The sequence below is a fragment of the Rhodanobacter thiooxydans genome (assembly GCF_021545845.1).
In the GTDB taxonomy this organism is placed as follows: Bacteria; Pseudomonadota; Gammaproteobacteria; order Xanthomonadales; family Rhodanobacteraceae; genus Rhodanobacter.
In genome coordinates this window covers 2,306,485-2,322,352 of the sequence record NZ_CP088923.1, presented here as the reverse complement: position 1 = coordinate 2,322,352, position 15,868 = coordinate 2,306,485, and the positions used below count along the sequence as shown (strand labels likewise).

Below are 15,868 nucleotides of genomic sequence, written 5' to 3'. Positions count from 1 at the left end.
TTTCCGCCACCGTGATTATCATCAGTGAGACGATGCGGACGCTTCATCCTCGGGTTTCGCCAGATCGTCTTTGCCACGTGACGCCATCATCGACGCATCACGCGCACGGAACCGAAAAGATCTCGTAGTGATTCCGTATGTGTCAGTTTGTGATCGCGTGAGATGCCGTGATCGGGTACTTGTCCCGCTGATGCGCTGCCTCTTCGTGCAGCCACGTGCGGAAGACACGCAACGCGCCATTCTCGGCGCGCACCGCGCGGAACGCGAGGTACCAGCTTTCGTAGCGTTGCGTCGGTATCCCGAACGGGGCGACCAGTCGGCCGGAAGCCAGCGCGTCACTGACGTAGGGCAGTTGCGCCACCAGCACGCCCACACCGTCCAGCGCCGCCTGCACCGCCATCGCGGAGCTGCCGAAGGAGACTTCCCGCAGGATGCCGGCGGGCTTGCCCCCCACGACCTTGAACCACCAAGCCCATTGCTCGCGCAGATGAGACACGACGATGGCGGGTCGCTTGCGCAGATCCGCCGGCTTGCGCAGCGATGGGGCCAGTGCGGGCGTGCATACGGCCACCAGCGTGCTGGCGAACAGTTCCTCGGCGGTGTAGCCCGGCCAGTCGCCGTTGCCGCGACGCACGGTGCAGGTCCAGTCGTCGCGCAGTGGGTTCATCAGGCCGCCGGTGGCGATACGCACCTCGATGTCCGGGTGGTCGCGGTTGAAGGTGGGCAGGCGCGGGATCAGCCAGTGCATCGCCAGCGCCGGCGCCACGCCCACGGTCAGCACCGGGCCGGCGCGCATCGCGCGCACTTCGTCGGTCAGCCGCGCGATGGCCTCGAAGGCGTTCTGCAGGCCGGGCTGGTAGGCGCGGCCCTGGTCGGTCAGATCCAGCCCGTTCGGCAGGCGCTTGAACAGGGGAAAGCCGAGCCGGCCTTCGAGCAGCCGCACCTTCTGGCTGACTGCGGCCGGCGTCACGTGCAACTCGACCGCCGCCGCGGCAAAGCTGCCGAGCCTGGCGGCGGCCTCGAAGGCGCGGAGTTGGTTCAACGAAGGCAATGCGGCCGTCACGACGTCTACCGATAGGTTTTGTGATGCTTAGCCGTGCCTGAAATCGTTCGCCGCGACGGACACAAGCGCATACATTGCTGGCTTGTCGCGTCATGACGGTGCAATTCCAGCCGGACGCTACCGATAGCACCGCTGTTTCTTTCTGACAAGTGCGGCCTGCCTGTCCACCGACCCGGAGTCGTCGCCAGTGAATCTGTCCGCCCCGTTCATCGCGCGTCCGGTAGCCACCACGCTGCTGATGGCGGCCATCGCCGTGCTGGGCCTGATCGTGTTTCCGCGCCTGCCGGTGGCGCCGCTGCCAGCCATCGACTTCCCCACCATCCAGGTGACGGCGACGCTGCCCGGCGCGAGTCCGGCGACCATGGCCGCCTCGGTGGCCACGCCGCTGGAGCGCCAGCTCGGCCAGATCGCCGGCGTCAGCGAGATGACCTCGTTCAGCGCGCAGGGCGCCACTTCGATCACGGTCCAGTTCGCGCTCAACCGCAACATCGACGCCGCGGCGCAGGACGTGCAGGCCGCGCTCACCGCGGCCAGCAAGTCGCTGCCGACCACGATGACCACGCCGCCGACATGGAAGAAGCTCGACCCCGCCGATGCACCGATCCTGATACTCGCGGCCACGTCCTCATCGCTGCCGCTGACCACGGTCGACGACGAGGTCGACAACTTGCTGGCACGCTCGATCTCGCAGGTGTCCGGCGTGGCCGAGGTGGCGCTGGGCGGCGAGCAGCAGCCGGCAATCCGGGTGCAGCTCGATCCGGCGAAGCTGGCCGCGATGGGGCTGACCCTGGAACAGGCGCGCGCCGCGCTGGTCGCCGCCAGCACCGATGCCGCCAAGGGCGCGCTGGACACACCCACCACCGGCTACACCATCGCCGCCAACGACCAGCTCACCGAGGCGAAGAAGTTCGAGCACGTCGTGCTCGCCTACCGCAATGGCGCGCCGGTGCAGGTGGCGGACGTGGGCCGCGCCGTGCGCGCTGCCGCCGACCGCACCGCGGCGGCGTATTACGACAACCAGCCCGCGATCCTGCTGACGATCTACCGGCAGCCCGGCGCCAACGTCATCGACACGGTAAACCGTATCAAGGCGCGCCTGCCCGAGCTCACCGCCAACCTGCCGGCGGGCGTGGAGGTGCATACGGTGCTGGATCGCACCACCACCATCCGCGCCTCGGTGCGCGACGTAGAGTTCACCCTCGTGCTCACCGTCGCGCTGGTGGTGCTGGTGGTGGCGCTGTTCCTGCGCAACCTGCTGGCCACCGTGATCCCGGGCATCACCTTGATCGTGGTGCTGCTCGGCACGTTCGCGGCGATGGGCTGGTTCGGCTTCAGCCTGGACAACCTCTCGCTGATGGCGCTGACCATCGCGGTGGGTTTCGTGGTGGACGACGTGATCGTGGTGATCGAGAACATCTACCGCCATGTCGAGGCCGGCGAGCCCGCGTCGGCGGCGGCGTTGCACGGCACGCGCGAGATTGGCTTCACCGTGCTGTCGATGAGCCTGTCGCTGGTGTTCGTGTTGTTGCCGACGGCCTTCATGAGCGGGGTGATCGGGCGCATGTTCCGCGAGTTCGCGTTCACGGTGATCGCCGCGGTGGTGGTGTCGGCACTGGTTGCGCTGACGCTGGCGCCGATGTTGTGCGCGCGTTGGATCCATCCGGCGCAACGCGCGCCGGGCCTCTGGTCGCGGCGTATCGAGCAGGGTTTCGAGCGGTTGACGGCGGGCTATCGCCGCTCGCTGGATAGGGTGCTGGCGCATGCGCCGTGGATGCTCGCGGGCTTCCTCGCCACGATGGTGCTAGCCGTGGCGCTGGCCTGGGCCATTCCCAAGGGTTTCTTCCCAACCCAGGATACCGGCCTGATCGGCGCGCTGGCGGACGCGGCGCAAAGCGTGTCGCCGGCACGCATGCAGCAACTGGAACGCCGCATCGACGCGGTCGTCGCTACTGATCCGGCGGTGGCGGGCGTGGCCTCGTGGACGGGCAGCACCGGCGGCAACGGCTTCGCGCAGACGCAGAACACCGCGCGCTATTTCATCGTGCTGAAACCGCATTCGGAACGGAAGCTGGCGGCGCCGCGCGTGATCGAACGCCTCAATCACGCCTTGCGCGACATTGGCGACGCCGCGCTGCACCTGCACGCGGTGCAGGACATCACCGTGGGCGGCCGCAGCTCGCGCGGCAACTACCAGTTCACCTTGCAGGACGCGAACCTCGACGAGCTGCGCCACTGGTCGGCGAAGATGCTGGCGGCCATGCATCGGCTGCCTGAGATCGAAGGCGTGGCCAGCGATCTGCAGGATGCCGCGCCGCAACTGGGCATTGCCATCGACCGCGCCACGGCGGCGAAGCTGGGCGTTTCCATCCAGTCCATCGACGACACCCTGGACGACGCCTACGGCCAGCGCCAGATCAGCCAGTATTTCACCCAGGTCGGCACTTATCCGCTGATCCTCGAAGCGACGCCGCAGCAACTGCACCGGCTGGGCTCGCTCGACGATCTCTACGTCAAGTCCACCACCAACAGCACGGTGCCGCTGTCCGCCGTGGTGCGCGTCGACACCGAGGCCACCGGGCCGCTTTCCATCGTCCACCAGGGGCAGTTCCCCGCGGTGAACCTGTCCTTCAACCTGCGGCCCGGTGTCTCGCTGGGACAGGCGGTAGCGGCGATCCGGCAGGCGGCGCAGGCCATCGGCATGCCCGCCGGCGTTGCGCGCAAGTTCACCGGCAACGCGGGCGCGTTCGAGCAGTCGCTGGCGAGTCTCGCGTGGATGTTCCTGCTGACCGTGGTGGCGGTGTACGTGGTGCTGGGCATCCTGTACGAGGACTACATCCACCCGCTGACGATCCTCTCGACCCTGCCGTCGGCCGGCCTCGGCGCACTGGTGGCGCTCGACCTCGCGCACATGGATCTCAGCGTGATCGGTATGATCGGCGTGGTGCTGGTGACCGGCATCGTCAAGAAGAACGGCATCATGCTGGTGGACTTCGCGATTGCCGCGGAACGCGAGCGCGGATTGGCGCCGCGTGAGGCGATCCGCGAAGCCTGCCTGCTGCGTTTCCGCCCGATCCTGATGACCACGATGGCGGCCTTGCTGGCGGGCGTCGCGCTGGCGGTCGGCGGCGGCACCGGTGCGGAACTGCGGCGACCGCTGGGCGTGGCCATCGTTGGCGGACTCGTTTTCAGCCAGTTGCTGACGCTGTATTCAACGCCGGTGGTGTATCTGTACTTGGATCGCCTCCGTGCGTGGCTACATGGGCGGCGAGTGGCCAGCTCCGAGAATGCTGCATGAGTAGCTCCGGCGATACCGTCCGATGTATGTATCTACCCAGATGATCGGAAACTCACGGCCGATTTCGACCCGTTGTCCAGCCGCACAGGTTGATTAACACCGACATGGTGGTCTGTGATTGCAAGCGCCACCGTGGTCAACGCTTACTGGGCATCGTGATTGCTCTCGCTAGAGTACGCGACATCGCGGTGTTGACAGATAGAGAGTAGGGCCGAAGCTTGCAAGTCGCCATGCCAAGTAAGCATCACCACAACTTCGTCGTCCGTGTGCTACTTAGCCGCAGTTGTCGTCACCACGCTGCTTTATCGAATGCCTCGAAGCACAGATCTGACGGGCTGCAGGCCAGGGAGCAGTCGCGCCATATATCGCTCGATGGGGAATACGAACAGCCCCCGGAAATTAATAAGCCCCTCCTGGATGGGAGCGATATGGCGCAGGTTCTCCGGAACGGCATGCGCGCCAATGTCTTTCGGCAGGCCTGCCAGCGACTGCTGCATGCGCGTTGTGGTCCACGCCATCACGATGTTGCTCAACAGCGTGATCGACGACGAGACGCCACGAAGGCGGATGGCGGCATTCAACTGATGCCGCGGCACCTTGCCGGTTTCCAAGGCGTGCTCCAGCACATGAACCCGCTCCCCGTGATTGAGCGTACGCAGTATTTCGCGCCGAAACTCCGGCAGCGTGAACCAACGGCACAGGAAGAGCGTGAGCAGCAACCGTCCGATCTGGACGCCGGCGTCGTACAACGCATCGCCCTTGGCGGCCGAACCGAACCGGGAAAGGATATCGACGGCGCTGGCTTTGCCCATCAGGGTGGAAGCCGCCATGCGCACGCACTCATCCCACACGGCCTCTAACCTCTCGGGGTGAGCGAGGTTCTTGGCGATCACTGCGCTGAGCCCCTCGGGCACCTCCATCTCCGGGGTCACGTACAACTTGTGCGCACTGGCATCCCGCAATCGTGGGCAGATGTCCTTCTGGACGGTCTTGCCCAGGAACATGCTGAATTCGGTCTGCCCGTGCGTATCCACGGCCAACTGCTTGATCGCAACCGTATCCTGGCGGAGCACGCCCTCCAGCGCCACGCCGGCCTGCCGCTCGCCAAGCACGATGGGCTGATCGTAAAAGATGCCCCAGCGGTCATGAATGTGCGTGTAGATGCCGATGGATTTCTTCTTCGTGCGGGGGTCGCGCCGTGCCAAATAGCTGCTCTTGACCGTTTCCCGGCTCATCATGTCCGCTGACGCTAGATCCGCGCGCCCCCAGCTTTCGGCGATCGGATGGCTGTGCATGAATTCGAAGACGGCGGCGTTGGCTTCGCGCAGGCGTTTTTCCTGTGCCATCCATCGCATGCTCTGGTTCACCGCCTGGGCGGAGAGCCCCGGCATCATCCGCGCCGTATCGGCCGCCGACAAGGCGGTGCCATGCGCGAGGAGGCCGGCGTACACCAGTCGCAGTTCATCGACCGAGCGGGGTTCGCGTCCCAGGAGCATCCAGCTGAAACGGGTATGGCTGTCCACTTCCATCATGACGCCCGGCAACTCTTCCGCGCCGATGCGTTCCACGAGGGCATCCCGCAGGACGGACACGCCTTCAGGCACGTCCTCGGCGGCGGCTTTGGGGATATGTATCCCGTGCGTGTCCACGAGGACGTCACCGGCCTTCACCGCCTTGTCCAAGGCTTGTAGCTGCCGCGATACTTCTTTGATCAGCGGCTCGGTGAATTCCTTCGGGTCGCGCGGCAGCTTCAACCGTGCGTAATGCTGCGGCTTGCTCTTGGCCCACTCATCCGCGGGGATTAGCATGCTTTCGCGACTGCGGAAACTGAAGCTGTGTCCAATGTACAGGCTTCCGCTCTTCAGAGCGCGCCGCATCGCCAACAAGGTCGCCACTTCGAACGCCTGGAGCGCACGTTGCCGATCGATGTCCACCAACATGTCGTCCCACACCTTGCCCAAGGCGACCGGTATCTCCTCGGGCAGCGACGGCTTGCGATCCTGATAGATGGCGCGGAGCGCATCCATGGCCTGGATCACCGGATGAGGTGAGGCGCTCTCGAACGGCAGCGCGCACAGCATCTTCAGCAAGGATCGTGAGTTGCGGCTGTTCTGGATCAGCAGTTGTTCACGCGTCAGGCGGGCACGGGTGATTCGCTTGGTGCCGCCAACTTTCTCCACGGCACTCAGCATGGCCTTGCGCAGGTCGCCTTCGCTGAGAGAGCTGTCCAGCGCGAGCTCGCGGATTTCTTTTGCAAAAGCGGTCAGGGTGCGCGCGCGTGATTCGGCGGATTGGGTGACGGCGTCCATGCCTTTCCGCCACAGGTCGGCGATGTGCTGGCGGGTCATGGCGAGAAGACGATCCGTCGCGACGCAGAGCGCGGTATGCAGGAAACACGACACCTCAATGGTTCGGCGCGCGTCGGCCAGGCGCTTACTCACCGAGGGCGGCCGATCAGCCATGGCTTGGGCGTAGTGGCGTTTGATGTGGTCGGACACCGACGGCATGGGGTGAGCGGCGACACCCAATTGCGTCAGGAGCTGGATACGCTCGAACTGTTCCCGAATCTGCGGCAGCGAGTTCCGATGCGGCGCCTGCGCGAGCCATTCCTGCATGGCGAGTCCTTTGCCATCGGGCTCGTGGCAAGCCTGCACCCACGCGGCGAGCATGGTTGCCGGGACATCCTGTTGAATCACGCCCTCAAGTTCGTCCTCGGCCAGCTTCAGCGCCGCAGCGATGGCGCCCTTCAAAGGACGTTCGCCCTCGATCAGGATGCCATGCTCGTAAAGCCAGATGTTGACCCGCGTCATCAAACGATGGCGGTCGAACTCTGACATCACCTCGGTGCGCAGGTAGCGCACCAGAGCGCGACGCTGGTGCTCCGACATGCGCGCGAAACCCAGCACCTCCATGGCCGCATTCTGGTGCGTGAACAGGGTTCGGTGTCGACGATACAGTGATCGCAGCGACGCGATATTCGGCGTTTCGATGCCGAGCGTTTCACCGAGATGCGCCCATAACTCGGCCGGAACCACTTTGACGGCCGTGAGCAAGCTGCCCGTCATCCGGATGAAACCGATCTGCAGCGCCAAGGCAAGCCGATGCAAGCCATCGCGTTTGGCAAAGATGGTGCTCCGTTCCTTGGGCGAATAGCTGAAGAAGGCGTTGAGCTCGAACTGGTTCAGCTCCTTGGGGATGGATCGCAGCCCAAGGTAGGGCGTCTGCCAGTACCGCATGCCTGCCTCCAACTTTGCCGGGGGAGATCAGAGACTAACAGCAACCCCTTGATTTTACGCAACTTATGTTTCCGAGCAAGGTAATATTCCCTTCAAGATCAATGCGATACACGCGCCGGAGAAGCGTCACTATTTGCACCACAATCAAGGTGACACCGTGCTGCGTTTGGTATGCGCGGCCCAATTGTGCCAATCGATTGATCGCCGAGCGTGGCGACGGGCCTCGTCTCGGTCACCAGCGAAGACGTTCGCAAGTGCAAGCGCGGCGTGTTTCCCGCCAGGCCAGCCAACATGGGTCGCGGAAAGCCGTCGCAAAGCTTCGGGGTCGCCTACGACTGCGGCAAGATCAGGATGCTCGTAGAGGAAGCGATCGGATCGCTCATGGCCCGCGGCAACAAGCGACGCTTCCAGCAGCAGGCGAAGAAGATCGTCGCGCCGATTCAACTGTCCCGCCAATGCAATCGCGGCAGTGATCCGCGACAGACGGATGTCGCGTACGCTTACCTGTGAAGCGCCTAGGCGAACACGCAGGTCGTAGGCCAGCCGGATGAGCTGATCGGCATCGCGTAACGAGGTGAGCAACGTGGGCAATGCCCGGGCTGCATAGTTTGAAGTGAGCTGGCGTTCTTGGAGAGCAGCAATAACGCGGTCTCGACCGGCTTGGCTCGCACCGTAGCTCGATCGGATCAGGGTCTCGGTCGGTTCATCGCGGAACATCAGGCCGTGTGGCGTTCGCTCAAGCAAGGGGGCAAGATCGGCCGCGAAGCTTTCAACCTGCTCCGCGATCAAGCCGTGTGCCGCAGCAAGCTCTCCAATGGGAACCGGGGGCGCGAGCAAAGCGACACCAGTAAGCAGCAGATCAATGTCCGCATCGCTTGCACCGCGAGCACGTGCAGCTTCGCGCGCTTCGGTGAGACGCTTGCGAAGCAGCACGTCGAGCAGATCTTGCGACTCTCCCGGGGCGTCAGGGAAAGACACGGGATCAAACGGTCGTCCGGTCGCAATCAAGTGGTCGAGACAGCGTGGATTGCGACCGGACCGTGTCAGCAAAGCGGCGATCTCGTCGTCCGACGCGTCCGGTACGCGCCGCCCTACGAGGGAACGCACTTCCGCGTCAGTGAACAGTGGAACTGCGAAAGAACGGTGCGAGGCATCCCCAGTTGCCAGCGCGAGCCGTTCAGGCCGGCACGATGCGACGAGGCGAACACCGTCGATCGGATCGACGCTGATGCTGCGCATGAGAAGGTGTGCGAACGATGATGTCGCGGTATCCCGCGCGGCCAGCCCGGCGTGGTCGATCGCGTCAAGCACCAGTGAAACACATGCATCGCTGCGAGTTCGCCGAGCTGTTTCCACCGACTGCGCAAGCCGTCGGCGGAACGCTCTCAGCAAACCCGTTACGTCCGACACGGGCAACAGAATGTCGCACAGGCCCTGCCCAGCCATGAGATTGGCAAGGTGGACAAGCGTCCTTTCTGGTAGGTGCCGGCCGTCGGCAGGATCCCGCCAGCGACCGGCACCGAAGCCATCGAAGAGCACCACGGGGCCATCCGCTCGCAATCGATCGGCGAGGCCTTGCATCAAGACCGTCTTACCCATACCGCCCGCCGCATGAACAACGAGAGGCAGTCCGGTTTCACGTGCGAGGGTTGCAATGTCGCCAAGGACGTCGCGCTGAATGACGACCTCTACCTCGGGAAACGCGTCAGGCGTGGGATATAGCCGATCCTCGTGCTCCACTTCCAACTCAGCCAGAACCGCTACCCGATCAACTCGCTTGTCCGTCTCGCTACCGGGGCCGGCCTTGATCCTGATGAGATTCCGCAGCTTGAGCAGGCGCTTTTCCGCATCCGGATCCCCTGGTTCGCTCCATGCGGCGAGCGTTGTGGAGATCGCACGCTCCGCCTCGGTCAAGCTTCCCTTGCTGCCGACCAACTCCAATCGCCGCAGCAGGTCAGCAACGGGATGAGGGTAGTCTTTCAGAGCTTGCGCGATCCGGCCTGCTTGGCGGGCTATATCGCCGGCTTCTTGGGTGCCCGCGACAACGGCCAAGATTGCCTTTCCTAAGTTCTCGTGGATGGGCCTGTTCGTGGCAAATTCATATCGGACCACGGCGATAACATGGGCTTCGCCATGCGTTGCTCGAAGCTCGGCATCGGTCGCAGCAAACTTGGCAAGGGTCGACGCCAAGTCTGCAGCTCGAACGGCCGTTTCGGCGCTTGCGATCGAGTATTTGAACTGAACGACCGTGACTCGTTGCGCCCGTGCAACATCGATGGCACCGTGGTACCTGACAAGATCGGCAATCTCAACCGCGCCGGTTCCCAAGCTCTGCTCGTCTCGTTTATCGAAACCCTCGAGCGTGATAGCGGTAAGGTCGGTCGACGGCGGCAGGAGTTCAAGTGCGGTGCGCGCGGCCCACGCTTCATGGAAGGCATGACCCGCCTTTGACGCTCGGACTTTGTCGATTTCTATGGTTGCCGCGTCACCATCGTCATCACTCATGATAGGTTTGATTCCCGTAGTCAAAGTGGTCGTATCGATACAATCTCAGCTCATTCCAGATCGCCAACGAAAATGAGCGCTTCGGGCCGATGGAATTTCACCACTTGGTACAAGTGCATGAAGTGCCGGTGGGCGTCGCTGGCAAAAACCAGATCATGGCCTAGCCGAGCCCATGCAAGCGCTTCGCAATCCTCTCTATGTGATCGACCAAGCGAGCGATCTCGGCATTGTATTGAGCCATGTCGGGAACACGTTTCTTGGCGAACAGCTTTTGCAATGCCTTAGCATCCAATGCGACCTCACTGCCGGCTCCCTCGAAAGCCAGCCGCTTAACGAGATGCTCGTCTTCGCCTTTCTCCTTCAACTCTTTCACCAAGGCAAGAATCCGCTCACCCTTGGTCTCCTTGCGATCAGCCAACGCCGAACTATCAATACTCGGGCCTTCGGCTTCGACGCGCTCGATGCCAGTGCGTAGATCGGCCGTGATGCGGTGCCACAGCTCCTGTTGGCGCTCAGGGGACATGTTCCAGTGCGTGCCGTTCGTGTAGCACCATGAAATCGGAATCAGACGCTTCAGGGTTTCTGGCAGCATTTCATGCGTCTGAATAACGCCGACCAAGAATGAATCCAGCGCGCGATGGTCGCCATAGGGCTCCTGCCCCGAACAGTGTGCAAGGAAGCGTAGGTTGGTTGCAGTGGTTTCGTCAGCAAACTTGAAATCGCGATATTCCATGGTCTCCCATTCCTCTGCTCAGTATTTCCGCTAACCGAATGCAAATCGAGTCAGGACTCAGACTCCCGTATGGGCCTCACGATAATGCCTACTTTTTCGTATCGGGCCAACGGGTTCACGCCGTCCCAATCATCAGGCATGCACTTCACCAGGCCCGCTTTTCGGAGCGCTTGGTCTTCTTCGGTCGAGATCACCGCAGTCGCCCGGCAAAACTTCACGCGCTCGGCTAATTCCTCAACGCTCGGTGGCAGATAGCGAGTGCAGAGGTCGATCACATAGGCAATGGGTACGATGTGATCCTTGACCGGCACGGCCCCCGTCTTCACGGTCTGAGCACCCGCGTCAGAGATATAGCGTGTGTATGGGCCAGAGGTCAGCGGCAACTTGGCTGCCTTCTCCGTGGCTTTCCGTACCAGTTCGCGCACTGCATAGGTTGTGGCGCTGTTCGGTGGCCGCTCGTTCAACAGGTGCACCGCCAACTCGATCAGGTGCCAGAACGCTTCTTCATTCGTGGAGCGAGTCGTTTTACGGCGAATGTTGGCGGTGTTCAATGGACGCATCCTTGTGAGATCTATCGGCAAAGGTGACGCGGCGACGCTAGAACAAGTCGCGCACCCGGATGAAGGGGTTCCCGGTCTCAGCTGCCCGCCGCACCTTCTTCGCTAGGACATCGACCAAGCTGAGACGACGGCTGAGCGTCTCGTATAGATCCAATCCATCTATGCACACCACCGGCTGGCCACGGCCGAATGCCTCCAAGCCATCTACCGAAAACCCACTCTCGCTGACGAACAAGCCCCTGCTCCAAGTTGCCTTATCGCCCACCTTACCGGCGAACGCACGCAACGTAGCGGCATCCACGGGTGCGCTCTGCCACTTCGCCTCAAGTAGATAGGTGTCGTGGTGCAGAACGAAACTCCCATCGATCTGCTCGCCGGTGTTCCGAAAGCCACCCCGTGCTGCAAGCGAGAACGCATCGAAAAGATTGGCCAGAAACTTCTCGAAGGCATATCCACGGGGCTGCGGTGCCAGAGCCGACAGTGCCATCAGTTCCGCTTCAAGTTCCGCAAATCGCGCTACCGCCAAAGCTTCTGGCGCGCTCGGCACAGCAGGTGTCCTTCCCGCGACGGGATCGGTTGCAAGTGAGCTAAGGAACGCCGCGTCATGAAGCTCTGAAATCTTGAACTTTAGACCCAGGAGAAGCCGATTTAACTCCTCCACCTCTTGGCGGGTCATTGGTCCGGCCCGACCACGCCATGTCATCGACTGGGCCACGACTTCTTGGATGAACGAACAGAACTGACCACGCCGCTGCTCAATTATCCAAGTCAGCAAGGCCACGATGCTTGGTTCCTTACTGCGGCCTTCCGGCCAACCCTCAAACACCTCAGTACGCTGAGCGGCCAAAGGAAATGACGTGTTGATGTTTCCACTGGCTGGGAGGTAGCTGTAGAGGTGTTTGGCCAGTACCGCAACAGCGGCACGTTCGCTCAAGGTCAGCGCCATGGTGTCTTCCTTAGAATCTCATCCAAAGGATACGCGCTGGTCGCGATGAGAGGCCAGTCAACGACCTGAGCTTCCTTGCCCTTGGCCAGCTCAGCGAGGTAAGTCCTCATGAAACCGGATTCCTCCAGTGCACGCTTCAACAAGTCACCGGTGCCGGCGTTGGCAGACTAATGAGGCATCCTCCTCCACTGACAAGCCCGCGATCTTCCGGGGTCGATTCTCGCGCTCCTGATACAGTTAATCCGCCTGAGCCCGCGCTTTCCTCCTTTCGCTCGCGCACAAAAGGCTCGGGCTGAAAATCCACAAACAGGAAGGAAGGGCTCTAGCGCCGATCCCGCATTCGGGCCAGTTCATTCGCAACGAAAGCTGCTGGTGGATCGAAGAAGTTGAACAGTACGTAGAACGGCCCAAGCAGCAGAAGTCCTTCTCGAGTAGAGTTTTTGCCGAGCACGCGATGTTTTAGGCGCCCTAGGCGAGCTTCACCCTGCCTGCTTGAGGTAGGGTACGAACTCATCAATGGGCAGACACACGCCGGTACCGCCTCCCCGGAAGTGGTGCCGGTACATGGGATCCTCGACGCACATGCGGGCGGCGCGGGACCACCGACGTGGTTGGATTAGTTTGTACCGGCCGTCGATCAGTTCCACCTTGCTGACATAGATTGCCTCGGTCACCGGATCCATCGCAAACCGTGGATTATCCGGTGTTCTCCAGACATCCTCGAGCCAGGTACTACCGTCCTCTTCGAGGATGAACGAGATGACATTGGCCCGTTTCGGCATCGTCGGCCAACGCTGCCAGTAGCCGATGGTGCTGTGCAGCTCTTTAGAGAGGTTCGCCGCCTTCTCTACGACCTCATCATCGGCATCGAGCCAATCGATGGTCACATGCAGTGGTATGGCGCCATCCTTGTATGTGCCGTCGATCAACGCATTGAGCAGACTGGACGCAGGCGGCTTTGCCACTGCTACCTCCTGATCGGCGATATCCAGGAGCAGGTTTGCGATCTGCTTGTTAGACAGATCGACACCCTCCGCAGCCAACTCGCGCCACCACTCCAACCACGGAAGCGCAGCATCGGCGGACGCCGCCCACATTGCCGCCTCATGATTTCCAGCATCTGCGCTCGATCCATGCCAAAGTCCGGCCGCCGTAGCGTTCGCAGATCCAACAACAACGCCACCGTCGCCGATATATACCTTGGCGTGTAGACGATCAATCGATACGACCGAAGCACCTCGCTTGAGCATGTCCCGTATGGCCGCTGGGTCGCACGCACCCGAACGGAGGTCACACAGCACGGCCAACTTGCCATTGAGCAGGCCGGTACCGAAACCAAGTGCAGCAAGGGTTCCTTTCGTCCAGTATGGCGAGGCGATGTATGCCGGAGAGGAGCCCTTCAGCACCTTTGCAACGCACTCGCGTATTGTTGGCCCATCAGTCAGCGCAACTACCCTACTCATGACGATCCTGTATGTGTGAAGGCTGCGATCGTACTCTCTGGAGATTCCGCGCACGCAGATGTGACTGTCCGTGGGCCAAAGCCGCAATTTGACCCTCCCTGGTCGCCGCGTATCGAGCGCTGCGACGCGCAGCGCGGAGAGTGCACACAAACTTGCCCCTGTTGGCACTAGCAATTTCAAGAAGGCTTCGGCCCACCCGGTTCCGCCGTCCGCTTGGGGTCGTGGGCTGCCTCGGTTACCCCCGATAACACAGGCGAATCGCCTACGAAAGCGGGGCGAACCAGTCCTCGGTAATGGCTTGCTAGTCGGTGTATATCGTAAGCGGTCCACGAGCCCCCAGAGCGTTGGCGACTTCACGAGGCGACCGCCCCCCGGTTCCACGCACCGCGCCTGAAAGCTTCCAAACGCGGTGGCGGCCCCGGATCCCCTGCGCTACTTGCAATTCGTCGGATCAGTTATACAAATGACCCTGCGGTGCTGTTGGACAATGAGATCCGATTGTGCCTTGAGCACTGCCGCTTTGCTTTCTGGTGTCTGGGTGTCGGCGGCCTCCCGTATTGCGTCGACGACGTCGGCAACTCCGGTTGTGTGCTGGTATCCGCTCGATTTGACCCGGCCCGAATCGTCCATGGCGACGGTAAAGGTCTGGCTACCAAAAAGTCTCGCCTTGGGAATCGGTAAGTCGTGCGTGTCGTGTTTTGGAATCAGGACGGTAGCCGTTTTGTCAGGTTCTTTTTTGTCTCCGCCAAGCTCTGCAATTGTCAATGTGACAATGCCCATGTCCTGAACCTTCAGGGTTTGAGGACTCCGCTTCTTTTGCTCAGGGGTGGGATCCCAGCTTCCACCGGCATCATCTGACTTCGTATCGCTCAGGCTTAGTGTGAAAGAAGGAATCGCTCCCGCGGTGATGACCTCTTTGTAGAGGGACATGGATTCGGCGTCTGCCTCAAGCGTAATTAGGCCGTGAGCGCCGAGTTTGTCGGCATTGAGAACGTACTTGTAGATGATCGAGATCGGTTTGCCGTTCCCAAGATTTGTCACCTTCTTGCAGATGGCTAATTGACCTTTCGGTTGTGTTGCGGGAGCAGGCGCTCCTTTGATTACGCTTGGCGAAGGGTTGTAGGTCAGCCCAAAGGGAATTTGCGACAATGTTGCCGCGGCGGTAATAGCCGCCTTGAAGATCGCGCCACCCTGCCCAGTTGTGGTGCTGTTGATGCCCTGCAGGCGACCGTCACTCATGTAGTCAATCTTGAAATTGGAGTCGGCCACTTTGGAGTTGATGTTTTGCAAGTCGATCGCTACATCGTCCGCTGAATTCATGTCTGCAAAATACTTCGTCTCGACGGCTGGATCGCTGAGGCTGACTAGATAATCTCCAGCGGTGGAACAGCCGAGCGTTTGGGTTACGGTGATGGTCGTCTCCCAGTTCGTCAGGTGGTATTTGTACGTGACCGGGGGCGATGCAGCGCAGCCCGTGAGCAGTGCCACAGCGATGGCAATTACAACGCATTTGGGTTTCATGTGGCCTCCTTTCGTCATGACTACAGCGGACGTGGGGTTCGCGTGGATGTCAAACTGCGTCGTGCGTTCCGTTACAGGCGGAGGAGGACGGCGACTGAGCAGACGCCTGGCGCCGAATGCGGGCGCCACTTGGCATCCCATGCCAACTGGATCATCGGATGACCAGACTGAGAATTCCCATCCCATCAAACGCTTCCTAGGCCAGTGCCACGCTTGTCACGCCGCGGCATTGCACCGCGGCCCCTTCGCACAGCAGATTTAGCTCCTTCAGGAGGCCCAGTGCAAGGCGCTGAAATGGAAGTGATGTTGAAGCGTCCTCGTTTTTCCAAGTCACCAGAAAACAGACGCCCACCCTACCCCCGATAACTTGCCCTAATCGCCCTGCCCCAGTGGCAGATCCCGGCCAGAAGTGGCTGGTTAACGCTTGAGCTGCGTGGCGGCTTAGCCGTCCGCCTCAAGCGCCAAATGGCCCTAAGGCGGTGAAGGCTCCTGGAGGACCACGTGGGAAGCATCAGCAACATATTTCCCAATCTGGGACAAAGCTCA

At 61.6% G+C, this 15,868-nt stretch carries 9 protein-coding genes; 1 reads left to right on the top strand and 8 read right to left on the bottom strand.

What is annotated here, in order from left to right:
- Window positions 1–142: 142 nt before the first annotated feature.
- Entirely contained in the window at window positions 143–1,042 is a 900-nt protein-coding gene (locus LRK53_RS10360; protein ID WP_235642050.1) for a LysR substrate-binding domain-containing protein, read from the bottom strand.
- A gap of 208 nt (window positions 1,043–1,250) precedes the next feature.
- On the opposite strand from LRK53_RS10360, the gene LRK53_RS10355 reads away from it, so the two are divergent.
- Window positions 1,251–4,358 carry an efflux RND transporter permease subunit gene (locus tag LRK53_RS10355; protein WP_235642049.1) on the top strand — a complete coding sequence of 1,036 codons (3,108 nt, stop codon included), beginning with the start codon at window positions 1,251–1,253 and terminating at the stop codon, window positions 4,356–4,358.
- Between the two features lie 302 nt (window positions 4,359–4,660).
- On the opposite strand, the gene LRK53_RS10350 is transcribed toward LRK53_RS10355, so the two are convergent.
- The 7 genes from LRK53_RS10350 to LRK53_RS10320 form a co-directional block, all read right to left on the bottom strand.
- Entirely contained in the window at window positions 4,661–7,594 is a 2,934-nt protein-coding gene (locus LRK53_RS10350) for a Tn3 family transposase (RefSeq protein WP_027492011.1), read from the bottom strand.
- A gap of 144 nt (window positions 7,595–7,738) precedes the next feature.
- Window positions 7,739–10,099 (bottom strand): P-loop NTPase family protein, encoded by a 2,361-nt coding sequence (locus tag LRK53_RS10345; protein WP_235642048.1) that lies wholly within the window; start codon window positions 10,097–10,099, stop codon window positions 7,739–7,741.
- A 160-nt stretch (window positions 10,100–10,259) separates the two neighbouring features.
- Window positions 10,260–10,832: a hypothetical protein gene (locus LRK53_RS10340; RefSeq protein ID WP_027492005.1), complete on the bottom strand. Its 573-nt coding sequence runs from the start codon at window positions 10,830–10,832 to the stop codon at window positions 10,260–10,262.
- Window positions 10,833–10,882: 50 nt separating this feature from the next.
- Entirely contained in the window at window positions 10,883–11,383 is a 501-nt protein-coding gene (locus LRK53_RS10335) for a hypothetical protein (RefSeq protein WP_027492004.1), read from the bottom strand.
- Window positions 11,384–11,429: 46 nt separating this feature from the next.
- The gene (locus LRK53_RS10330) at window positions 11,430–12,338 is read right to left on the bottom strand and encodes a restriction endonuclease (RefSeq protein WP_081666561.1); all 909 of its coding nucleotides are present in this window, start codon (window positions 12,336–12,338) and stop codon (window positions 11,430–11,432) included.
- 479 nt (window positions 12,339–12,817) lie between these two features.
- Window positions 12,818–13,801, bottom strand: a complete 984-nt coding sequence (locus LRK53_RS10325) for a phospholipase D family protein (RefSeq protein ID WP_185754591.1) — start codon at window positions 13,799–13,801, stop codon at window positions 12,818–12,820.
- Window positions 13,802–14,233: 432 nt separating this feature from the next.
- A complete protein-coding gene (locus LRK53_RS10320; RefSeq protein WP_185754590.1) occupies window positions 14,234–15,322 on the bottom strand; it encodes a hypothetical protein in 1,089 nt (362 codons plus the stop codon).
- Window positions 15,323–15,868 lie beyond the last annotated feature (546 nt).